The following is a 22,321-nucleotide window of genomic DNA, read 5'->3' as shown; positions in this document are numbered from 1 at the left end:
CCAGCTATGAGTAGCGGACGTATCGTTCAAATCATCGGCGCCGTTATCGACGTGGAATTCCCACGCGACAGCGTACCGAGCATCTACAACGCGCTGAAAGTACAAGGCGCGGAAACCACCCTGGAAGTTCAGCAGCAGCTGGGCGACGGCGTGGTTCGTACCATTGCGATGGGTTCCACCGAAGGCTTGAAGCGCGGTCTGGACGTTATCGACTCTGGCGCTGCCATCTCCGTACCGGTCGGTAAAGCGACCCTGGGCCGGATCATGGACGTACTGGGCAACCCGATCGACGAAGCTGGCCCGATCGATACCGACGAGCGCTGGGGCATTCACCGTCCTGCGCCATCCTTCGCTGAACAGGCAGGCGGCAACGACCTGCTGGAAACCGGCATCAAGGTTATCGACCTGGTTTGCCCGTTCGCCAAGGGCGGTAAAGTCGGTCTGTTCGGTGGTGCCGGTGTAGGCAAGACCGTAAACATGATGGAACTGATCCGTAACATCGCCATCGAGCACAGCGGTTATTCCGTGTTCGCCGGTGTGGGTGAGCGTACTCGTGAGGGTAACGACTTCTACCACGAGATGAAGGATTCCAACGTTCTGGACAAAGTGGCACTGGTCTACGGCCAGATGAACGAGCCGCCGGGAAACCGTCTGCGCGTAGCCTTGACCGGCCTGACCATGGCCGAGAAGTTCCGTGACGAAGGTAACGACGTTCTGCTGTTCGTCGACAACATCTACCGTTACACCCTGGCCGGTACCGAAGTATCCGCACTGCTGGGCCGTATGCCTTCGGCAGTAGGTTACCAGCCGACCCTGGCTGAAGAGATGGGCGTTCTGCAAGAACGTATCACTTCGACCAAGGAAGGTTCGATCACTTCGATCCAAGCGGTATACGTACCTGCGGATGACTTGACCGACCCGTCGCCAGCGACCACCTTCGCCCACTTGGACGCCACCGTCGTACTGTCCCGTGACATCGCTTCCCTGGGTATCTACCCAGCGGTCGATCCACTCGACTCGACTTCGCGCCAGCTGGACCCGAACGTGATCGGCCAGGAGCACTACGACACCGCTCGCGGCGTCCAGTACGTGCTGCAGCGCTACAAAGAGCTGAAGGACATCATCGCGATCCTGGGTATGGACGAACTGTCGGAAACCGACAAGCAGTTGGTATCCCGCGCTCGTAAGATCCAGCGCTTCTTGTCGCAACCGTTCTTCGTGGCTGAAGTCTTCACCGGTGCCTCGGGTAAATACGTTTCCCTGAAAGACACCATTGCTGGCTTCAAAGGCATCCTCAACGGTGACTACGACCACCTGCCAGAACAAGCGTTCTACATGGTCGGCGGCATCGAAGAAGCGATCGAGAAAGCCAAGAAACTGTAATCCCGGCGCCCGGCAACGGGCGCTAATTTAGGTTGAGGCAATCAGATGGCTATGACAGTCCATTGCGATATCGTCAGTGCGGAAGGGGAAATCTTCTCCGGTCTGGTCGAGATGGTGGTTGCGCATGGTGAGCTGGGCGATCTTGGTATCGCTCTGGGTCACGCACCGCTGATCACTAACCTGAAACCAGGTCCGATCCGCTTGATCAAGCAGGGCGGGGAAGCAGAGGTGTATTACATCTCCGGTGGTTTCCTCGAGGTTCAGCCGAACATGGTCAAGGTCCTTGCCGACACCGTGCAACGTGCTGCCGACCTGGACGAAGCCTCCGCTCAGGAAGCCGTCAAGGCTGCCGAGAAGGCCCTGAACGAAAAAGGCGCAGACTTCGACTACGGTTCTGCTGCTGCACGTCTGGCCGAGGCCGCAGCCCAGCTGCGCACCGTCCAGCAGATCCGCAAGAAGTTCGGCGGCTAACCCGTCTGCTTTCTGTGCGATTGATTAAAAAGGGTAGCCTCGGCTACCCTTTTTTCTTTTCCCGACTCTCATCATCTGGTCGCAGCCGCTGACCACCCAGGATTGGTAGCCAGTCATGTCTCTCGAAATCGTTATTCTCGCGGCCGGTCAAGGCACTCGCATGCGCTCGGCGCTGCCCAAGGTGCTGCATCCGGTAGCCGGCGACTCCATGCTCGGCCATGTTATCCACAGCGCGCGGCAACTTGATCCACAGCGCATTCACGTGGTGATCGGCCACGGTGCCGATGCGGTACGTGAACGCCTGGCGGCGGATGACCTGAATTTCGTGCTGCAAGACAAGCAACTCGGTACCGGTCATGCGGTGGCCCAGGCCGTACCGTTCATTACCGCCGATACCGTGCTGATTCTCTATGGCGATGTGCCGCTGATCGAAGTCGATACGTTGCAGCGCCTGCTCAAGCACGTTGCACCTCAGCAGCTTGGCCTGCTGACAGTCGAGCTGGATGACCCGACCGGCTACGGCCGTATCGTGCGCAACGGCGCCGGCCAGGTGACCGCTATCGTTGAGCAGAAGGACGCCAACGAGTCCCAGCGCGCGATTACCGAGGGCAACACCGGAATTCTTGCCGTGCCGGCCGAGCGCTTGGGCGACTGGATGAGTCGTCTGTCGAACAACAATGCCCAGGGCGAGTACTACTTGACCGATGTCATTGCCATGGCGGTGGCGGACGGGTTGGTCGTGGCCACCGAGCAACCGTTGGATGCCATGGAAGTGCAGGGCGCCAATGATCGCCGACAATTAGCCGAGCTGGAGCGCCATTATCAGTTGCGTGCCGCCCGCCGCCTGATGGCCCAAGGCGTGACGTTGCGCGACCCGGCTCGTTTCGATGTTCGTGGTGAAGTCAGCGTGGGACGCGACGTGATCATCGACATCAACGTCATCCTTGAAGGCAAGGTTGTCATCGAAGACGACGTGGTCATCGGTCCGAACTGCGTGATCAAGGACAGCACCCTGCGCAAAGGCGTGGTGATCAAGGCCAACAGTCATCTCGACGGCGCAGTCATGGGCGAGGGCAGCGACGCCGGGCCGTTTGCCCGCCTGCGTCCTGGCACTGTGCTGGAAGCCCGTGCCCATGTGGGTAACTTTGTCGAGCTGAAGAATGCCCACATGGGCGAGGGCGCCAAGGCGGGTCACCTGACTTATCTGGGCGACGCTGAGATCGGCGCGCGGACCAACATTGGCGCCGGCACCATTACCTGTAACTACGATGGCGCCAATAAGTACCGCACGACCATTGGAGAAGACGTATTTATCGGCTCCAACAATTCCTTGGTAGCTCCCGTGACGATAGGCGACGGGTCAAACACGGCTGCGGGTTCGACCATCAATCAGGATGTGGATAAGTCCCAACTGGCAGTGGGTCGAGCACGCCAGCGCAACATTGATGGCTGGAAGCGTCCGGAAAAGATCAAGAAGCCATAAAGTTATCCACAGCCCGTATGAGAGCGAGTAAGCCGCTCCCATACGGGCCCAATAATTTCTGAATTTTTCTCCTCACGGCTTGACGGTATCCCTTCAATAGGTTTTGATTGCTTACGTTATCTTTCGAATCGAAACTTAAGCCGATATGTCAAAGCGCAACACACCACAGCGCCGTCACAACATCCTCGCCTTGCTTCAAGAGCAAGGCGAAGTCAGTGTGGACGAACTGGCCAAGCACTTCGAAACCTCCGAAGTTACGATTCGCAAGGATCTTGCCGCGTTGGAAACCAACGGTCTGCTGTTGCGCCGTTACGGTGGCGCGGTGCCGATGCCGCAGGAACTGGTGGCCGATAACGGCCAAACCGTCTCCAAATACAAACAAGCCATCGCCCGGGCTGCTGTGAAGCGGATCCGCGAGCACGCGCGCATCATTATCGACAGCGGCAGCACCACGGCGGCCATGATTCCCGCACTTGGCCTACAGCCGGGCTTGGTGGTGATGACCAATTCCCTGCACGTCGCCAATGCCTTGAGCGAGCTGGAGCATGAGCCGGTGCTGTTGATGACTGGCGGAACCTGGGACCCTCATTCCGAATCGTTCCAAGGCCAAGTCGCCGAGCAGGTGCTGCGCTCCTATGACTTCGATCAGTTGTTCATCGGTGCCGACGGCATCGATCTGGTGCGTGGCACTACCACTTTCAACGAACTGCTGGGCCTGAGCCGTGTGATGGCTGAGGTAGCCCGCGAAGTGATCGTGATGGTGGAGGCCGACAAGATCGGCCGCAAGATCCCCAATCTGGAGCTGCCGTGGAGCAGCGTCCATACCCTCATTACCGATGATCGCCTGCCCGTGGAGGCACGCGATCAGATTCAGGCCCGCGGCATCAATTTGATCTGCGCGCCTGTCAGCCAGGAGAAATAGCATGTGTGGAATTGTCGGCGCCGTTGCTGAACGCAACATCACTGCAATCTTGCTTGAAGGCCTCAAGCGTCTCGAATATCGCGGCTATGACAGCGCGGGCGTGGCGGTCTTCACCAACGATGAGACGCTTGAGCGGATGCGTCGTCCGGGCAAGGTCAGTGAATTGGAACGGGCGCTGGAAGCGCAACCCCTGGTCGGTCGCCTGGGCATTGCCCATACCCGTTGGGCCACTCACGGCGCTCCGTGTGAGCGTAACGCTCACCCGCATTTCTCCAACGACCTGGCAGTGGTGCACAACGGCATCATCGAAAACTATGAAGCCTTGCGTGAACAGCTCAAGGCGCTTGGCTATGTGTTCACGTCTGATACCGACACTGAAGTCATTGCCCATTTGCTCAACCATAAGCTCAAGGATCTGGTTGACCTGACCGTGGCGCTCAAGGCGACGGTCAAGGAGCTGCATGGCGCTTACGGTCTGGCGGTGATCAGCGCAAAACAACCGGATCGCCTGGTCGCGGCCCGCAGTGGCAGTCCGCTGGTGATCGGCCTGGGCCTGGGGGAAAATTTCCTGGCGTCCGATCAGCTGGCGCTGCGCCAGGTCACTGACCGCTTCATGTACCTGGAAGAAGGCGATATCGCCGAAATCCGCCGCGACAGCGTGCAGATCTGGGACCTCAATGGCAAAGAAGTCGAGCGCGAGACGGTCCAGTACCGCGACGGCGCCGAAGCCGCCGACAAAGGCGAGTTTCGCCATTACATGCTCAAGGAAATTCACGAGCAGCCTGCCGTTGTCCAGCGCACCCTGGAAGGCCGCATGAGCCAGAGCCAAGTACTGGTCCAGGCATTCGGTCCCCAGGCGGCCGAGTTGTTCGCCAAGGTGCGCAACGTGCAGATCGTCGCCTGCGGCACCAGTTATCACGCCGGTATGGTCGCCCGCTACTGGCTCGAAGAACTGGCCGGTATTCCGTGCCAGGTCGAAGTGGCCAGCGAGTTCCGCTATCGCAAAGTCGTGGTGCAACCCGACTCGCTGTTCGTCACCATTTCCCAATCCGGCGAAACGGCCGACACCCTGGCCGCCTTGCGCAACGCCAAGGAACTGGGTTTCCTCGCCAGCCTGGCGATCTGCAACGTGGGTATCAGTTCGCTGGTGCGTGAATCCGACTTGACCCTGCTGACCCAGGCCGGCCGTGAGATCGGCGTGGCGTCGACCAAGGCGTTCACCACGCAACTGGTGGGCCTGCTGTTGTTGACCCTGTCCCTGGGCCAGGTCCGCGGCACGTTGGGCGAGGGCGTCGAGGCCAAGCTGGTGGAAGAACTGCGTCGCCTGCCGGCCCGCCTGGGCGAAGCCTTGGCCATGGACAGCATCGTGGAAAAAATCGCCGAGCTGTTCGCCGAGAAAAACCACACCCTGTTCCTGGGCCGAGGCGCGCAATTCCCGGTGGCGATGGAAGGCGCGCTGAAGCTCAAGGAGATTTCCTATATTCACGCCGAAGCCTATCCGGCCGGTGAGCTCAAGCACGGCCCTCTGGCGCTTGTGGATAACGACATGCCGGTCGTCACCGTGGCGCCGAACAACGAGCTGCTGGAAAAGCTCAAGTCCAACCTGCAGGAAGTCCGCGCCCGTGGTGGGCAGTTGATTGTCTTTGCCGACGAGAAGGCCGGCATGACCAACGGCGAAGGCACCCACGTGGTGCACATGCCGCACATCCACGACATCCTGTCGCCGATCCTCTACACCATCCCGTTGCAGCTGCTGTCGTACTACGTCGCGGTGCTTAAGGGTACCGATGTGGACCAGCCGCGTAATTTGGCGAAATCGGTAACGGTTGAGTGAGATAAGGATGGGGCCACCGGATCTGGCCCGCTAGCGTTAACCGAAAGCTAGGGCAAAAAAAACCAACCCCCTGAAATCAGGGGGTTTTTTATACGTGCGAAAAAAGGCATTTCCTGTTTGAAGTCGAAACAGAGGTTCCAGTGCCAGTTCGTCGGCAACCCTTTTCGTCGTATTGAGCGCGGGCCGCTTAACAACTGCGTTGACAACATAGGGTATAGGTGATGATATTCAGTCATACGACGACGTATGACATAACAACAATAAAAAACGAAAGGCGCAGTCATGTCTTTTACATTTGCCGCCCAACGCGTTTGTAATCCACCGCCATCCCACTTTAAAGCAGTGCGTAGGCAGTCTCCCTTAATGCCCGAAAAGCTCCGTGCGGGCTCGTCAGTGCAACCGACTTCCCTCATCTCCACGTTCAAGCATCCTTGCCTGTCCCTACAAGCGTGGCGTTCGGGCGTGTCCGTTTCTTGCTCAACTTCTCACCCAATGAATGGCAGCACCTGGAGAACAATAATGAAGAAAACACTCTGCGCCTCTTTGATCGCCTCATTTCTGAGCTTGACCGCCGGTACGGCCATGGCCGCCGACGCTGGCGACTGGCCAAGTCGTCCGGTGCAGGTGGTGGTGATTGCCAACGCCGGGGGGGACACCGATTTCAACGCACGAATGATGGCCAAGTACTTCACCAAGCTAACCGGTAAAACCATGGTGGTAACCAATATGGCCGGTGGGGGCGGCACTATCGCGGCCGATGCGGTCAAGAGCGCAGCGCCAGATGGCAATACCATCCTGTTCACTCACACCGGCCAGTTGATCGTCAACGAGGTTGCGGGGCTGTCGGAAGACCGCTTCGATGCGTTTGATATCTCTTGCATCGCCGGCGTCGACAAAGGCGCGGTGTTCGTCTCGGCGAAAAGCTCGGGCATCGACAGCCTTGACCAATTGATCGAGAAGGCCAAGGCCAAGCCCGGCACCATCACCTATGGCACCGAGATGGGCAACTTCTCTCACCTGCAGGGCCTGATGTTCGAGAAGCTCGCCGGCGTGAAACTGAAAATGGTCGACAGCGGCACCGTCTCGGAAAAAATCGTCGCCTTGCTGGGCAAACGCATTGACCTCGGCGCCATCAGCTATGGCTCGGTCCAGGATTACATCTCCAGCGGCAAGATGACCGCGCTGGGCCAACCCAACGCCGAGCGCAACGCGCTGCTGGGCGACGTCAAGACCTTCAAGGAACAGGGCGTGGACCTGATTCTGGACAAGCCTTACGTCGTGGCTTTCCCGAAAGGCACCGACCCGGCCATCATCAAGAAAATGGCCGACACCATGAAGAAAATCACTGAACAACCGGAATACGCCGAGGAGTTGAAGAAGTCGTTCAAGCAGCCGGTCAGCTTCCAGGGCACCGAAGAAGCCGTCGCTACCTTGAGTAAAACCCGCGATAGCTTCATGGAGTTCAAGGACGAAATGCGTAAAGGCAAGTAAGTTTGCGTAACGGGGTCGGGTGTGCGCCGCGTTGGCAGCAAGCACCTGACGCCAGTCCTTTCCAGTAAGAGGAGCCTGTATGGATTCCTATAAAAGAAACGAGCTGATAGCCGGCCTGGCTATGTTCGCCGCCGGCATCGCTTATCTGGTGTTGACCATGAACCTGCCGCGTCGCGGGACGGTCGATGCCGCGTTTGTACCTTGGATACTTGCCGTCTCGTTGTGCCTGTTGGGTGCGCTGCAATTGTGGATGTGGCGAAAGCTTCCGAACAAAAGTGCCGAACTTGCAGAAAAGCCTGAGGCGATCGATTACCCAACGGTCATCAAATCCATGGCATTGGTGCTGCTTTACACGGTGCTGATGGAACCGGCGGGTTTCGTGATCGCGACCGTGCTTTATCTCTATGCCCAGTTCATCGTGCTGACTCCCGCGGAACAGAAGGCCAAGCACTTGCAATACGCGCTGATTGCAGTCGTCTCGGCGATCCTGATCTTTTACATCTTTCGCCATGGTTTCGACTTGCTTCTGCCGGTCGGCCTATTGGATTTCTAGGGGACGGCCATGATTGAACTCATGCAAACAGGCTTCGCAGCCGTACTTACACCCTACGCTTTCCTGATAATCACCCTCGGCGTGGTGGTTGGAATTATCTTTGGTGCGATTCCTGGACTTTCGGCCACGATGGCCATCGCTCTATTCCTGCCGCTGACTTACTCGATGGGGCCTGGTACTGGCCTGGCGCTGCTGGTCGCGCTGTTCGTCGGCGCAACCTCGGGAGGGTTGATATCGGCGATATTGCTCAACATACCGGGGACGCCGGCCTCCATCGCCACGACGTTCGATGGTTGGCCGCTGATGAAACAAGGCCATGGCGTCAAGGCCCTGGGGATTGGCGTGGTGTTCTCGTTCCTGGGCACGATTTTCAGTATCGCCGCGCTGATGTTCATCGCTCCGATCCTGGCGGATCTGGCGCTGAGCTTTGGCCCGCACGAATACTTTTCCATCGCGATATTCTCGTTGACGTTGATCGCCACGCTGTCCACCGGTTCGCTAGTCAAAGGCTTGTTTGCCGGCGCCCTGGGCTTTGCCTTCTCCACCGTGGGGATCGCCCCGGTCGAGGCCATCCGCCGTTTTACCTTTGACCTGCCGAGCCTCAATGGCGGCTTTGCCATGCTGACCGTCATGATCGGGATGTTCGCCGTCGCCGAAGTGCTGAAGTTCGCTGAAAGCGCGCGCCTGAGCCACCGGGCCAAACCCCAGCACGTCAGCATGAAAGGCGTGAAAGGTTTTGGCTTTTCGATGAAGGAATTTGTCGGCCAACTGCCCAACGCGACCCGCTCATCGCTGATCGGCCTGGGCATCGGCATCTTGCCCGGCATTGGTGCCGGTACGTCGAATATCGTCTCTTACATCGTGGCGAAGAAACGCTCCAAGACGCCGGAGGAATTTGGCAAAGGCAAGATTGACGGCGTGGTCGCCAGCGAGACGGCAAACAACGCCGGCATTGGTGGTGCGATGATTCCGCTGCTGACCCTTGGCATTCCCGGCGACACCACCACGGCAGTCATGCTCGGTGGCTTCATGATCCACGGCATCCAGCCCGGGCCCCTGTTGTTCATCAGCCAGGCACCGCTGGTCTACACGATCTTCGCCGCGCTTATCCTTTCTTCGATCCTGATGCTAGTGATCGAGTTTTACGGCCTGCGCATGTTCATCAAACTGCTGGCGGTGCCCAAGCACATTCTGTTGCCGATTATCCTGGTGCTCTGCGTGGTGGGCGCTTTTGGCCTGAACAGCCGGATCTTCGACGTCTGGGCGGTGTTGCTGTTTGGCTTGCTTGGGTACGGATTCGTCAAGGCAGGTTTGCCGATTGCTCCGTTCATCATCGGTTTCATCCTCGGCCCGATGGCTGAGACCAACTTGCGCCGTGGCTTGATGCTGTCCGATGGCAACTTCAGTGGTTTCCTGACCAACCCCATCTCCGCGGGCTTCCTCATCCTGGCTGCCGCCTCCATCTCCTGGCATTTGGTGACGGTCATTCGCAACAGGAAAAGCGCTGCCATCGAATTGATGCGCAGCTAGTCCCCTTCATTCGTCCGCTTTCGCTGCTGCAACGCGACAGGTGTTGCAGCAGCCGAACCAGATCGCCACGTATCGCCGCAAACGAGCAATCGGCAAGCTGGACGGCAAGCCAGGCTCAGTTCGCGGCGTCCGTCAGCTGATCGAGGAGAGAAGCATGTCGTTGAACCATGAAGTCATCCAACGCATCGAGCAGGTCGTCGGAGCGACAGGGTTGGTGCGTGATCCCCAACTGATGCGTGGTTATCTGACCGATTGGCGTAACGCCTACCAGGGCCAGGCTGCCCTGGTGGTGCGCCCGGCCACCACCGAAGAAGTGGCTGAGGTTGTACGCATCTGCCATGAAGCCCAAGTTGCCCTGGTACCACAGGGCGGCAACACCGGTTTGTGCGGCGGCTCGATCCCTGACTCGTCTGGCAACCAAGTGGTGCTGTCCCTGACCCGGATGAAGCGCATCCGGGAAATCGACCTGGCTAATGAAACCATCACGGTCGAGGCCGGGGTGATCCTCCAGCAGTTGCAGGACGCGGCCAGTCAGGCCGGTCGTCTGTTCCCGCTGTCGCTGGGAGCGGAGGGCAGTTGCACGGTGGGCGGCAATCTGGCGACCAATGCCGGCGGGACGGCGGTGCTGCGTTACGGCAACATGCGCGAGCTGACGCTGGGGCTGGAGGTGGTGCTGCCCGACGGTCGTGTCTGGAATGGGTTGCGCGGCTTGCGTAAAGACAACACGGGCTATGACCTCAAGCATTTATTCATTGGCTCGGAGGGTACGCTCGGCATCATTACGGCGGCGGTGCTGAAACTCTTTCCGGCGACCCACAGCACAGCGACAGCATGGGTCGCGCTGCCTTCGCCGCAGGCGGCGGTGGATTTGATCGGCCACGTCCGCAGCCTGTGCGCGGATCGTCTGACGGGCTTCGAGATGATGTCGCGCCAAAGCCTGGATTTCGTCCTGGATCATGTGGCCGGCTGCACTGATCCCCTGGAAGCGAAGCATCCCTGGTACGCCTTGATTGAACTGCGGGACACCGTGCCGGACGCGCCGTTGGCGCTTTTGCTTGAAAACGGCCTGGCTCACGCCTTTGAACAGGGTTGGGTCACCGATGCGGTACTCGCCAGCAGCCAGGCGCAGGCTGCGGCGCTGTGGGCGCTGCGCGAAGGGATTTCCGAGGCGCAGAATCATGAAGGCCCGAGCCTCAAGCACGACATCAGCGTGCCCGTGAGTCGGATACCGGAATTCATCGGGCGCACCGACAAGGCCCTGCAACAGGATTTTCCGGGGGTGCGTATCGTTTCCTATGGCCACATGGGCGACGGCAACCTGCATTACAACATCAGCAAGCCGGTCGGCGACGCGGACGCTTCATTCAAGGCCCGCGAACACGCGATCATGCAGGTCATCTACCGGATGACGAGCATCTTCAACGGCAGCATCAGTGCCGAGCATGGGCTGGGACAAGCCAAGCCTGACGCGGCGGTTCGCTTCAAGGATCCGCTGGAGATCGAGTTGATGCGTGCCATCAAACGCACGTTGGACCCGACCGGGCTGATGAACCCAGGCAAGGTTTTCACCGTCGGGCTGGAGTGATCGCGCCGGCCTCTGTTAGCCTCCCGCTCGAATACCGGACATGGAGTGGGTGATGACCCAGGTAACCGCCACCAAAGATCGCGTGCGTATCAAGAACGTCGAAGTCCTCTCGGACAACTGGTACATCCTGCGCAAGACCACCTATGACTACCTCGGCCGCAATGGCCAATGGCGTGAGCTGACGCGCGAGACCTATGACCGCGGCAACGGCGCGACCATCCTGCTCTACAGCAAGGCCAAGCAGACTGTGGTGCTCACTCGGCAATTCCGCTTCCCGGCCTTCGTCAACGGGCACGACGGCCTGCTGATCGAAACCTGCGCCGGCCTGCTGGACAACGATGACCCACAGACCTGTATCCGCAAGGAAACCCAGGAAGAAACCGGCTACATCGTCCAAGACGTGCGCAAGGTGTTCGAAGCCTTCATGAGCCCGGGTTCAGTGACCGAGCGTGTGCATTTTTTCGTCGGCGAATATTTCGATGAAGACAAACAGCACGAAGGCGGCGGGCTTGAGTCCGAGGGCGAGGAGATCGAGGTGCTGGAAATGCCCTTGGACCAAGCGTTGGGAATGATCGAAACCGGGGAAATCTGCGACGGCAAGACCATCATGTTGCTGCAGTACGCCAAGCTGCATCAATTGCTTGATTAACCGGAGTCAGCAGTTGGCGATCCCGGCAGCTTGTTTGCCGGCCTCGCCGCTACCGAACCGTTCACGGTAGGCGGACGGAGCCAGCCCCACCGCATTGCGAAAGGCCGCTCGAAAACTTTCCACCGACCGGTATCCACAGGCTTGTGCGATGCCGGTGGTGTTCTGGTCCGTGCTTTCGAGCAGCTCTCGCGCCCGGTTCAGCCGTTCCTGCTGCAGCCAGACCTTGGGCGAGAGTCCCGTGGTCTCAATGAAACGGCGCAAAAAAGTGCGCTCGCTCATGGCCACGCGGGCCGCCATGTCAGCCACGCTCAACGGTTGCTCCAGGTTCTCGCGAATCCATTGCAGCACTCGCGTCAGCTCGTTGCGCGGTGACTTGCACACCGGGGCGACGATGAATTGAGACTGGCCGCCGGTTCGTTGCGGCGCCATGACCAGGCGTCGGGCCACGGAGTTGGCGATGTGCGTGCCAAAATCCCGGGCGATCAAGTGCAGGCAGGCGTCGATCCCGGCGGCGCTTCCGGCTGAAGTGATCAACTGGCCTGAATCGACGTAAAGCACGTTAGGATCAACCTTGATGTTGGGGAATCGTTCGGCCAGTTCCTTGGAAAATTGCCAGTGAGTGGTTACGGTTTCGCCATCGAGCAGCCCGGTGGCGGCCAGTACGAACACCCCCGAGCAGATAGACAGCAAGCGTGCGCCGCGAGCATGGGCTCTTCTAAGGGCTTGCAGCAGCGCTTCGGGGGGCGGCTCGTAACGATTGCGCCAACCGGGAACGATAATGGTCTGTGCGTTCTCAAGCTCCTCGAGACCTGCGTCGACCGAGATCTGCAATCCTCCCAACGCGTGCATCGGTCCCTCGTCGACAGCGACGATGCGGTGGGTATACCAAGGCACGTCCAGTTCTGGGCGGGGTAGCCCGAATATCTCCAGGGCGATACCGAATTCGAATACGCAAAGGCCCTCATAAACGAGGATTGCCACTGTTCCGGGATGAGCATGCATTTGGCGTAATTTCACCGTTTATTGTCGTCTGCTGCACTGTAGCGGACAGTCCCATGCCCCTACAATCGCTGCCAGGCAATCAACGAAACCAAGACGGCTGCACCCCACAAAGGTGACGGCCGCATTACCGGTACCCCACCCCATCGCATCGGTAGAAGATTGTCACTTCCAGATTTATTCCTGTTTCAACAGAAAACGATTCGTGCGGATTGCTGAAGTGTGCGTCTCTGATTGAGTTCTGTTAACGGACGCCGCTAATGGATATTGGCGGTGTCGAGGAGTTTTAGTGGTACCCGGATTAACCTGGACGTTGTAAGGGAATGGACTATGTTGCTGATCCAGATAGTGTTTGTCATGTTGTCAGCAAAACTCCTGGGGGCTGTGTTCAATCGCTTGGGACAGCCTCAGGTCGTTGGAGAAATGATCGCGGGTTTTGTGTTGGGCCCGGTTGTACTGGGTCAGCTGTTTCCCGCCTTTCATCAACAGTTATTCGACAGTAGCGCTATCACCCAGCTCAAAGTCCTGAGCGAGTTGGGTATCTTGTTATTCATGTTCGTCATCGGCGCCGAGTTTCGATTCCCATTGAAACAGAGCAAGACTGGCTTCAAGGCCATCGTCATCGGCGCCTTCAGCATCGTCATCCCTTTTTCCCTTGGCGCCGCGATAGCGCCCTGGCTGTTCGAGCATTTCGCCACGCCCGAGACCTCCCGGTTGGGTTTCATCCTGTTCATAGGCACGGTGTTTTCTGTCACCGCTTTTCCGGTACTGGCGCGGATCCTCAAGGAACGCGGCATGCTCGGTACGCAAGTCGGTGCGATCGCCTTGCTGGCCGCAGCCATGAGCGACGTGGTCGCGTGGATGCTGATTGCCGCCGTCGCCATGGTGAATGGTCATGACAGTAACTGGATGGCCTTGGTCGTCCGGGGCGCCTGTCTGGTGTTGCTGGTGGTGTTTTCGTTCCTGGTGCTCAAGCCGCTGTTGAGCCGCTGGCTCGCCGCTGAAGGAAAATTCGCGCAACCGATGGTGCTGGTGGCATTGCTGGCCGGCGTGATGATCTATGGCAGCCTGACTCACGCGTTGCAGGTGCATGCGGTGTTTGGCGCCTTCCTGTTCGGCCTCTGTGTGCCGCGGGAACAGCGCTTGCTGGACATGATCATCGAACGGTTGGAGCACGTATCGCTGATCATACTGATGCCCTGTTTCTTCGCTCTTGCAGGCCTGAGCACCACCTCGTCGGCGTTTACCGGCCTGGGTGTCTGGGTGCTGCTGGTGATCCTGCTGGTGGCCATCACCGCAAAGGTTGCGGGTAGCGCCCTGGGCGCCCGGTTGGTGGGATGCACCTGGTCGACGTCGCTGACCATCGGTGCCCTGATGAACACCCGCGGGTTGATGGAGCTGGTCGTGCTCAAGATCGGCCTGGACATGGGAATCATCGCAAGCGAGTTGTTTACCGCCTTGGTGGTCATGACCATCGTCACGACGCTGATGACCGGGCCGCTGATGAATTTGCACAAAAAGAAAGTTATCCCCATGGGCACTCTGTCAATTCCAAGAGTGTCGCCACCCCACGGATTTGTAACACCGACCGATAACAATGGAATGGAGCGATAAATGAGCGAACAAACGTCCAGCTTGGTTATTGAAGTAATGGAGCAACAACTGGCCAAGCATTTCCAGAGTATTTTGCAAGATGAAAACCGGATGAAGCAGATTCGCAACGAATTTCGCCGCGACGGTTATTTCAACTTCAAGAACTTTTCTTTCCTACCGAAAAGGATCTTGGAAAACGTTCATGCCGAGGTTCATGCATTACTCGATGAATATTCGGTACGTCGCGATGTTACGGTTCCGTCCACGGGTAACACCTATCGCAAGATGTACAACGTCAATCAACCGGAAATCGCCGAGGGCGGGACGTTCATTCCTGCGCTTTATCAATCCGAGTCACTGCGTAATTTCCTGGGCAACATTGCCGGCGATGACTTGGCGTCCTGCTGGGAGCAAGAGCAATACCTGATTACCAAGCTGAGCCATCCGGGCGATACCCACGGCTGGCATTGGGGCGATTACCCATACACGATGATCTGGATCATCGAGGCGCCCGAGGACCCGGCGATCGGCGGCGTGCTCCAATGCGTGCCCCACAGTGAATGGGACAAGCAGAACCCGCAGATCTGGCAGTACATCCTCAACAACCCGATCAAGTCCTACCACCACCTCAAGGGTGATGTGTATTTCCTCAAGTCCGACACCACGTTGCACCACGTCGTGCCGATCCAGCAGGAAACCACTCGGATCATTCTCAACACGTGCTGGGCCAGTGCCCATGACCGGCGAACCGATGTCGCCCACGAGAGCATCGAAGTGATCTGGGATACCAAGGCCAGGACCACCGAAGAAGCTTGACGGCGAACGGCTGGGCGGATGGGTGTCCGCCCGGTTTCATCTATCGAATCAATGTTGCCCCCGGGGCTCAAGGAAGCAGGCCATGTCCATCACTCAAGAAACGTTTCAATCCGAAACCGCCTACGTCGTGCGCAACGAAGGCGTCGATCTGGAACTCAAGTTGTTCATGGATGAGCAGATCGAATACATCCTCAAGCATCGGGCGACCGAACACCCGTTTCTCAATGCCTACGCCGAGCACGGCCTGCCGCCGGAGCAAAGCAACGTGCTGTACCTGGAAACCCTGCATTACTTCAAATACCTGCCGTTCTACGTCTGTGGGATTTCCACCATCACCCGTGACGAGGCAGTGCTGCGCACCATCGCCTTCAATGCCCGTGACGAACTGGGCGAAACCCATTCCCATTCCGACCTGTACCGCAAGTTCCTGCACGACAAGGGCATCAGCGAGGAGCAGATCGAAGCTTACAAGTGCCTGCCCAGCACCCAGGCATTGAACGACGGCATCTGCGCGCTCTACAGCAAACCGCCGCTGCAAAAGGCCCTGGGCGGGTTGTTCGCGGACGAGGCGATGTCGGCATCGATGGTTTCCAAGTACAACGATGGATTGATCAAGGAAGGCGTCAGCGACCGCGGGCGGTTCTTCTGGACGCTGCACATGGAAGTGGAAGTTGGCCACTCCAACGCAGTGTTCAACGTCATGGAAAAGCATCTGCAAACGCCGCAAGAGCGTCGTCTGTTCGCTGAAGGGATTGAACAGTACTTGCACCTGATGGAAGTCTACTGGGATGGCATCGAGCGCAAACTCAACGCTGGAGGACGCCAATGACCGCCAAGAACGAATCCGGACAAGGCGTCGCCTTCGGTCTCGGCGCCACGCTGCTCTGGGGCTCGTATCCGCTGTGGTACAAGCCGCTGGCTGGGCTCGATGCCTATCACCTGCTGTCTTGGCGGGTAGTGTTCGCCGAGTTGTTTCTCTTGGCGCTTGTGCTACTGACTGCGCGGGTCGGAACGTTGCGTTCGACCCTCAAAACGGTTCGCCCGGCCAATGTACTCACCGTGTCCGCAGTGTTGGGGTTGTGGTGGTTGATGTACATCTACGGGATCATGACCGGACGCGTGCTGGAAGTGGCTTTCGGCTATTTCCTTAGCCCGATCATGAGCATGCTGGTGTCGCGGGTGATCTTCAAGGAACGCCTCACTTCATTGCAGACCTGGGCGATCTTCCTGGCCGTCACCGGTGTGACATTGATGGCGTTCGAACTGCTGAACCTGCGTTCCTTCCCGTGGATCGCACTGGTCATTGGCTTCTGCTATTCCTTCTACGGCATCTTCAAGAAGAAAGTACCTGGCGATCCGGTGGTCATCCAAACCCTCGAAATCGCCGTGCTGCTGCCGTTTGCGGCGCTGTTCCTGCTGCTGGCGCAGGCCCAGGGCGTGGGGCACCAGTTCCTGCAATCGGGCACCCGCGACCTGCTGCTGGTCGCGACGGGCCTGATCACGGTGCTGCCGTTGTGGTGGTACAGCTTGGCGGCCAAGCAGTTGTCGATGATCACGCTGGGCTTTTTGCAGTTCGTCCCGCCAATTTGCAACTTCCTGTTGGCGGCATTCGTTTATGGTGAACCGGTCTCGTCGTTGAAACTGGCGGCGTTCTCGTTCATCTGGCTGGCGCTTGCGTTGTTCACGTTGAATTCCATTCGGGTCCAGCGTGCAGCGGCAGCCGCCAGATTGTCCGTGCAAATGCGTACGGCATGACCTACCCGCCCGCGCCGCCTTGAAACGGCGCGGGTTTTTCAGGATAAAGGAATTGAAATGAAGAAAGTCGCCGTAGTGGGTTGCACCGGTGCAGTGGGCATGACCATGCTGCAATTGCTTGAAGACACCGACTATGAAGTGGTCTGCATGGCCTCTGAACGTTCGGCCGGCAAGCGCTTGAAGGCGGGTAATACCGAGCACCTGATCGAGCCTTTTTCGGTCGAAGGCTGCGCTTCGTGCGATATCGTGTTCCTCTGTGTGTCAGGCTCCTTTGCCTTGGAGTACGGCGAGCGTCTGGCTGAAAACTCCTATGTGATCGATAACTCATCGGCGTTTCGTTATCACCCGAACATTCCGCTACTGGTTCCGCCAATCAACGGCCAGCGCTACAAGGGCGAAAAGCTGATTGCCAATCCCAACTGCTCCTCAGCCATTGCACTGATGGTGCTGGGGCCGTTGCACGATGCCTTCGGGTTGGAAAGCGCGATCATTTCCACCTATCAGGCCGCCAGCGGCGCGGGGCAGCCCGCGATGCTCGAGCTGCGGGAGAAGGCCAAGGCGTTCAGTGACTACGGCGATCAGGACGACAGCGAAAACTTCGCCCATAACCTGGCATTCAACGTCATCCCTCAAGTCGATTCGTTCGAAGACAACGGTTATACCCGCGAAGAGATGAAAGTGGTCTGGGAGTTGCGCAAGGTCCTGGACGAACCGGACCTGGCCATCAGCACCACAGCGGTTCGGGTACCGACCCTGCGTTCCCATGCCGAGAGCCTGAGCCTGCGATTCAAGCAGCCGGTGCATTCACTGGCCCAGGTGCGCGAGCTCCTGGCGGCTGCGCCGGGCGTCGAGGTGGTGGATGAGCCCAAGCAGGGCGTTTATCCGATGCCCATGACCTCCACGTACAAGCATGCGGTGGAAGTTGGACGGATCCGCTATAACCTGATCTACGGCGAACATGGGCTGGACCTGTTCATCAGCGGTGACCAGTTGCTGCGTGGCGCGGCGCTGAACGCGTTCGAGATCATGCAATTGGTCAATGACTGACCCATCGAGGCATGGCGTAAAAACGCGCAATCGCTTTTCGGCGGTTGCGCGTTTTTTCATTCAGCTGGACTGAGGCTCGCTGTCTTCTTGGATGTCATCCAGGTATTCCGGCTGGTCGGGCAGCTCGGTGATGACGCTGAAGTCACTGATTTCCACGGCACCCGTTCCGTGACCGAGCAAGTGGAAAGAGAACGCCTTGCGCGGTTGCGGGTTATCGAAGTGGATATTCATTACCAGCGGTTGATCAGAGGTCACCGCCACGTCGGTGGGCAAGTCCATCGGCACGTCCCGCTCGAATTCCTTGGCCTTCAGGGAGATATAGGCGGCGTGGTCCGTATCCACGGCGCGGATGGTCAAGCTCACACGCGTGCGGGTGCCTTTGGGCATTTCCAGGTATTGGGCGCCGATGAGGTTGTCGGTCCAATCGTTGGTGACCTGCGCGGGGAGGGGGATTTTTTCAGCACTGCCGAACTGATAGTGCTGGTTCAAGGGCGTGGTGAGCAGCGTCTGGTCCAGCGCCGTGGCCCGTGCGCTGATCAGCCTGGCGCGCTGGCCGCTGTATTGCCCGGCGTACGTGGCGCGATCGGCGATGAAGCCCTCGCTCTTGTAGTCGCGGCAACGCTGGAGGAAATCGCACTCGGTGAAGGTGCCTTTGCCGTCGTGATAGCGCAGCTTGCCGTTGGTGAACGACATGATTTCCCGGCCCGTCGCGTAGTCCCGGAACATCGAGCGACCGGACAACGATGCGGGCACCGCGTAACCGAAGTAGTCGAGAATCGAGGCGGTCAGGTCCACGTGGCCGTAGACGCCTGGCTTGATCCTGGGCAGTGGCTCGGGCGCCAGCGTCAGGTTGAATCCCCAGGACGATGCCAGGCGTACGTCGTCGATGCCATGGGACTCGTCCGAGGTGATGACCACCAGCGTGTTTTCAAGAATCCCCTGGCGTTCCAGGCCCGTCAGGAAACTGTCCAGGGCGTCGTCCAGATAGCCCACGGCGGCCTGCTTGGCGGTGTCGTAGCGTTCCAGATAGTCTTCCGGCGCGGAGTAGGGCTGATGCGTGCCCACGGTCAGCAAGGTCAGCATCCAAGGCTTGTCGGCCTGTTGCAATTGCCCGACATAGTCCAGCGCGCCTTCGAAGAAGGTCTTGTCATCCTTGCCCCAAGGGAATTCCAGATAGGCAGGGCGGGTGAACCAGTCCATGCCCAAGGTGGTGTCGAAGCCGATGTGCGGCATGATCCGGTCCTTGGCCATGAACCGCAGGCCAGCGCCTTGCAGGAAGTGCGTGGAAAAGCCGTTCTTGCGCAACTGGGCCGGTAGGCAGGCTTGGTTGCGTTGGGTCTGATTCAACATCTCGACACCCTTGGGGGTGCCATCGTCGAGTTTGTCGTAGTCGCCACACAGCATCGCGTACAGGCCTCGGATGGTCTGGTGACTGTGCAGCACGTAATCAGGCGTGTTCATGCCGCGTTCGGCCCAGGCACTGAGGCGCGGCATGAGGTTTTCCTGATAACTGCTTTTCAGGGCCTGGCGGTTGGTTTCCAAGTAGGCGCCGGGGATTCCTTCCAGGGCGATGACGAGCACGTTGCGTGCTTGGCCCGGTGCAGCCAGCAGCTTTTGTCCATCAAGGTCCAGCCGGGTGAGTCCTTCCATGGGCGGAACCTGATCCGGCACATCGCCGGCCAACCGTTGCTCGATATGCTCCTGACCGGCGGCGAAGCCTGCGGTGATGAGTTGATGGGGCAGGTTGAACAGGTTCCATTGGTCCGCCTCGTTGGGCCGCCAGGTTTGCACGGTGCCGTGGGCCAGCAAAAGCAGGATCGGCAGCGCCCAGGCGTGGCGCGGCAACGGCGGCGCCTGGTGGCGCCGATTGGTCCACTGAACGATCAACCACAGCGCCAGTGCGGCGAGCACGATGGCGGCAAGCCAAGGATGTGCGAAGCCACCGCTGGTGGAATTCTCGACGAATTGCGGGTCGATCAGATATTGGATGTCCGCCGGTGTTGGCATCCGGCCCACGGCATTGACCAACTCGATGCAAGCCAGCGTCAGCGCACACCAGGCCAGCAGCACGGGCAATGCCAGCCACCAGGGGCGTCGATACAGCAGCGTGATCAACAAGACGCCGATGGCCAGGTCCGAAAGATAACCCAGCGGGTCGGACCAGCCCAATGCAAGCCGCAAGCCCATGGGGACCAGCAGGACGGCGCCAGCCAGGGCGCTGAGTGACGCGAATGGATGGGTGAGTGCGCGGTAAAGAGTGTTCACAGAAACGGGCCCTTCGGTTGAAGCCAATCCATCGGATAACCCATAGGATTTTCCTTTCGGTCATGAAAGTGTCATGACATCGTGCGTGATGGTAGCAAGCGTAGCGGCCAGCGACCGCTCAACGTCGATGTGCCTGGCTGTGGTTCACTTGCAAGGCCTCTACAATGGCCATACGACGCGGCTTCGAGGCGTGCGCAAAACTTGTATCAGGATTTCTCATCGGGGGATGGATGGACAGGTTCCAGGAAATGCAGGTATTCGTCGCCGTCGCCCAGGACTCTGGGTTTTCCTCGGCTGCGCGGCGCCTGGGGCTGTCGGCCGCCAGCGTGACGCGGGCAGTGGCGGCGCTGGAGCAACGCATCGGGACGCCGTTGCTGGTACGTACCACGCGCAACGTCTATCTGAGTGAAGCCGGCCAGCGCTTTCTCGACGACTGTCGGCGGATCCTCGGCGATTTGCAGGAAGCCGAGGATTCGGCGGCCGGCAGCCACGCACAGCCTCGCGGGCAACTGACCATTACCGCGCCCGTGCTGTTCGGCCAACTGTTCGTCACGCCGGTGCTGGTGGATTACCTGGAGCGGTTTTCCGAGGTCTGTGTCAACGCCCTGCTGCTGGATCGCACCGTCAGCATGGTGGAGGAGGGCGTCGACGTCGCCGTGCGCATCGGCGAGTTACCCGACAGCAGCTTGCACGCCGTTCGTGTCGGCGAGGTGCGGCGCGTGGTGTGCGGTTCTGCGAGGTTTTTCGCCCGCCATGGCCGGCCCCAGCACCCACAAGACCTGGAGCGGATGCCCGTGGTGTCGTCATCAGCCATTGGCCAGGTCAGGAACTGGACCTTCGTCGAGGCAGGCCAGCCGCTGTCAGTCCGGCCCGCGCCTCGGCTGGTGGTCACGGCCAACCAGGCGGCCATTGGTGCAGCGTGCCAGGGATTGGGGATGACGCGGGTCCTGTCCTATCAAGTGGCGGCCAACGTTGCCGCCGGCGAGCTGGAAATCGTCCTGGCTGACTTCGAGCTCCCGCCGCTGCCGATCCATGTGGTGTACCAGGGCGGGCGCAATGCGCCGGCGCGCGTTCGCAGCTTCGTCGACTTCATCGTCAGCGCGTTGCGCGAACACCCGGCCTTGAAAGGCTGACGCATTGTTGCGCCGATAGAAATGATGGATTGCGTTTCCAGGTGATTCTATAGCTTCGGGCTAGAGCGGAAGATGAAGCCATCGACGCCGCTTACCGATGGCGTCATTTCCCAGCGGAGTCGACCATGAACCCTATCAAGCTTTATCACTTCCCCCTCTCTGGCCACGCGCACCGTGTGCAGCTGATGCTGTCGCTGCTCAAGTTGCCAGTCGAAGTCATCTTCGTCGACCTGGCCAAGGGTGCGCACAAACAGGCTGATTTCCTCGCGATCAATCCGTTCGGGCAAGTGCCGGTGATTGATGACAATGGTGTGGTGCTGGCTGATTCCAACGCCATCCTGGTGTACTTGGCGCAAAAATATGGCCAAGGCCGTTGGCTGCCAATGGACCCGGTCGGCGCCGCTCGCGTACAGCGTTGGCTGTCGGTAGCGGCCGGACCTCTGCATGCCGGACCGGCCACGGCGCGGTTGATCACCGTATTCGGCGCGTCCCATAACGCCGAGGATGTAATTGCCCGTTCCCACAGCCTGCTCAAGGTCATCGACCATGAATTGAGCAACAGCGCTTATCTGGCCGGTGACACGCCAACCATCGCCGACATCGCTGGCTACAGCTACATCGCCCATGCACCAGAGGGCAATGTTTCGCTGCAAGATTACGCCCATGTGCGCGCATGGCTGGCGCGGGTCGAAGCCTTGCCGGGGTTCGTGGGGATGCCACGTACCGTTGTGGGCCTGCAAAAGGAGGCTTGAGCACCCGGTCGCTCGTGGAGGGGGCAAACGCCCTCGCCACGGTTTCTGTTAAACGTCGAA

Annotated in this window: 19 protein-coding genes; 17 read left to right on the top strand and 2 right to left on the bottom strand. The window is 59.2% G+C overall.

Annotated features, from left to right (window positions below):
* Positions 1-6: 6 nt before the first annotated feature.
* From atpD to nudK, 10 genes are all read left to right on the top strand, one after another.
* Positions 7-1,383 (top strand): F0F1 ATP synthase subunit beta, encoded by a 1,377-nt coding sequence (atpD, locus tag HU762_RS04070; RefSeq protein ID WP_186611300.1) that lies wholly within the window; start codon positions 7-9, stop codon positions 1,381-1,383.
* 45 nt (positions 1,384-1,428) lie between these two features.
* Entirely contained in the window at positions 1,429-1,854 is a 426-nt protein-coding gene (locus HU762_RS04065; protein ID WP_186611301.1) for a F0F1 ATP synthase subunit epsilon, read from the top strand.
* Between the two features lie 115 nt (positions 1,855-1,969).
* On the top strand, positions 1,970-3,337 hold the full coding sequence (gene glmU, locus HU762_RS04060) for a bifunctional UDP-N-acetylglucosamine diphosphorylase/glucosamine-1-phosphate N-acetyltransferase GlmU (protein WP_186633316.1): 1,368 nt from the start codon (positions 1,970-1,972) through the stop codon (positions 3,335-3,337).
* Positions 3,338-3,482: 145 nt separating this feature from the next.
* A complete protein-coding gene (locus HU762_RS04055) occupies positions 3,483-4,259 on the top strand; it encodes a DeoR family transcriptional regulator (protein WP_186633313.1) in 777 nt (258 codons plus the stop codon).
* A gap of 1 nt (position 4,260) precedes the next feature.
* Positions 4,261-6,093 carry a glutamine--fructose-6-phosphate transaminase (isomerizing) gene (gene glmS / locus HU762_RS04050; protein ID WP_186633310.1) on the top strand — a complete coding sequence of 611 codons (1,833 nt, stop codon included), beginning with the start codon at positions 4,261-4,263 and terminating at the stop codon, positions 6,091-6,093.
* A 519-nt stretch (positions 6,094-6,612) separates the two neighbouring features.
* Positions 6,613-7,584: a tripartite tricarboxylate transporter substrate binding protein gene (locus HU762_RS04045; protein ID WP_186633307.1), complete on the top strand. Its 972-nt coding sequence runs from the start codon at positions 6,613-6,615 to the stop codon at positions 7,582-7,584.
* Between the two features lie 79 nt (positions 7,585-7,663).
* Positions 7,664-8,137, top strand: coding sequence for a tripartite tricarboxylate transporter TctB family protein (locus tag HU762_RS04040; protein ID WP_186633304.1), 474 nt, complete (start codon positions 7,664-7,666; stop codon positions 8,135-8,137).
* A 9-nt stretch (positions 8,138-8,146) separates the two neighbouring features.
* Positions 8,147-9,667, top strand: coding sequence for a tripartite tricarboxylate transporter permease (locus HU762_RS04035; RefSeq protein ID WP_186633301.1), 1,521 nt, complete (start codon positions 8,147-8,149; stop codon positions 9,665-9,667).
* Positions 9,668-9,821: 154 nt separating this feature from the next.
* The gene (locus HU762_RS04030) at positions 9,822-11,252 is read left to right on the top strand and encodes an FAD-binding oxidoreductase (protein ID WP_186633298.1); all 1,431 of its coding nucleotides are present in this window, start codon (positions 9,822-9,824) and stop codon (positions 11,250-11,252) included.
* A 52-nt stretch (positions 11,253-11,304) separates the two neighbouring features.
* On the top strand, positions 11,305-11,901 hold the full coding sequence (gene nudK, locus HU762_RS04025; RefSeq protein ID WP_186633295.1) for a GDP-mannose pyrophosphatase NudK: 597 nt from the start codon (positions 11,305-11,307) through the stop codon (positions 11,899-11,901).
* 6 nt (positions 11,902-11,907) lie between these two features.
* On the opposite strand, the gene ftrA is transcribed toward nudK, so the two are convergent.
* The gene (gene ftrA / locus HU762_RS04020) at positions 11,908-12,903 is read right to left on the bottom strand and encodes a transcriptional regulator FtrA (RefSeq protein WP_186634404.1); all 996 of its coding nucleotides are present in this window, start codon (positions 12,901-12,903) and stop codon (positions 11,908-11,910) included.
* Between the two features lie 327 nt (positions 12,904-13,230).
* Between ftrA and HU762_RS04015 the strand changes: the two genes are divergently transcribed.
* The 5 genes from HU762_RS04015 to HU762_RS03995 all read left to right on the top strand — a co-directional run bounded on the left by HU762_RS04015 (position 13,231) and on the right by HU762_RS03995 (position 18,111).
* A complete protein-coding gene (locus HU762_RS04015) occupies positions 13,231-14,514 on the top strand; it encodes a cation:proton antiporter (RefSeq protein WP_186633292.1) in 1,284 nt (427 codons plus the stop codon).
* The gene (locus tag HU762_RS04010; protein ID WP_186611307.1) at positions 14,515-15,309 is read left to right on the top strand and encodes an ArpA protein; all 795 of its coding nucleotides are present in this window, start codon (positions 14,515-14,517) and stop codon (positions 15,307-15,309) included.
* An 82-nt stretch (positions 15,310-15,391) separates the two neighbouring features.
* Positions 15,392-16,138 (top strand): iron-containing redox enzyme family protein, encoded by a 747-nt coding sequence (locus HU762_RS04005; protein WP_186633289.1) that lies wholly within the window; start codon positions 15,392-15,394, stop codon positions 16,136-16,138.
* Entirely contained in the window at positions 16,135-17,064 is a 930-nt protein-coding gene (gene rarD, locus HU762_RS04000; protein WP_186633287.1) for an EamA family transporter RarD, read from the top strand. Before HU762_RS04005 ends, rarD begins: the two co-directional genes overlap by 4 nt.
* A gap of 57 nt (positions 17,065-17,121) precedes the next feature.
* The gene (locus HU762_RS03995; RefSeq protein WP_186633284.1) at positions 17,122-18,111 is read left to right on the top strand and encodes an aspartate-semialdehyde dehydrogenase; all 990 of its coding nucleotides are present in this window, start codon (positions 17,122-17,124) and stop codon (positions 18,109-18,111) included.
* 60 nt (positions 18,112-18,171) lie between these two features.
* Here HU762_RS03995 and HU762_RS03990 read toward each other — a convergent pair whose 3' ends face one another.
* Complete coding sequence (locus tag HU762_RS03990) at positions 18,172-20,376, bottom strand: sulfatase-like hydrolase/transferase (protein ID WP_186633281.1); 2,205 nt, start codon at positions 20,374-20,376, stop codon at positions 18,172-18,174.
* Between the two features lie 230 nt (positions 20,377-20,606).
* Here HU762_RS03990 and HU762_RS03985 point away from each other — a divergent pair, with 230 nt between their 5' ends.
* Together HU762_RS03985 and HU762_RS03980 are read left to right on the top strand one after the other, a co-directional pair.
* Positions 20,607-21,509 (top strand): LysR family transcriptional regulator, encoded by a 903-nt coding sequence (locus HU762_RS03985; RefSeq protein ID WP_186633278.1) that lies wholly within the window; start codon positions 20,607-20,609, stop codon positions 21,507-21,509.
* A gap of 125 nt (positions 21,510-21,634) precedes the next feature.
* The gene (locus tag HU762_RS03980) at positions 21,635-22,261 is read left to right on the top strand and encodes a glutathione S-transferase family protein (protein WP_186633275.1); all 627 of its coding nucleotides are present in this window, start codon (positions 21,635-21,637) and stop codon (positions 22,259-22,261) included.
* The last annotated feature ends 60 nt before the right edge of the window (positions 22,262-22,321 follow it).

The sequence above is a fragment of the Pseudomonas sp. SWRI92 genome (assembly GCF_014268685.1).
Lineage (GTDB): Bacteria > Pseudomonadota > Gammaproteobacteria > Pseudomonadales > Pseudomonadaceae > Aquipseudomonas > Aquipseudomonas marvdashtae.
This window is presented reverse-complemented; position numbering and strand designations above follow the sequence as displayed.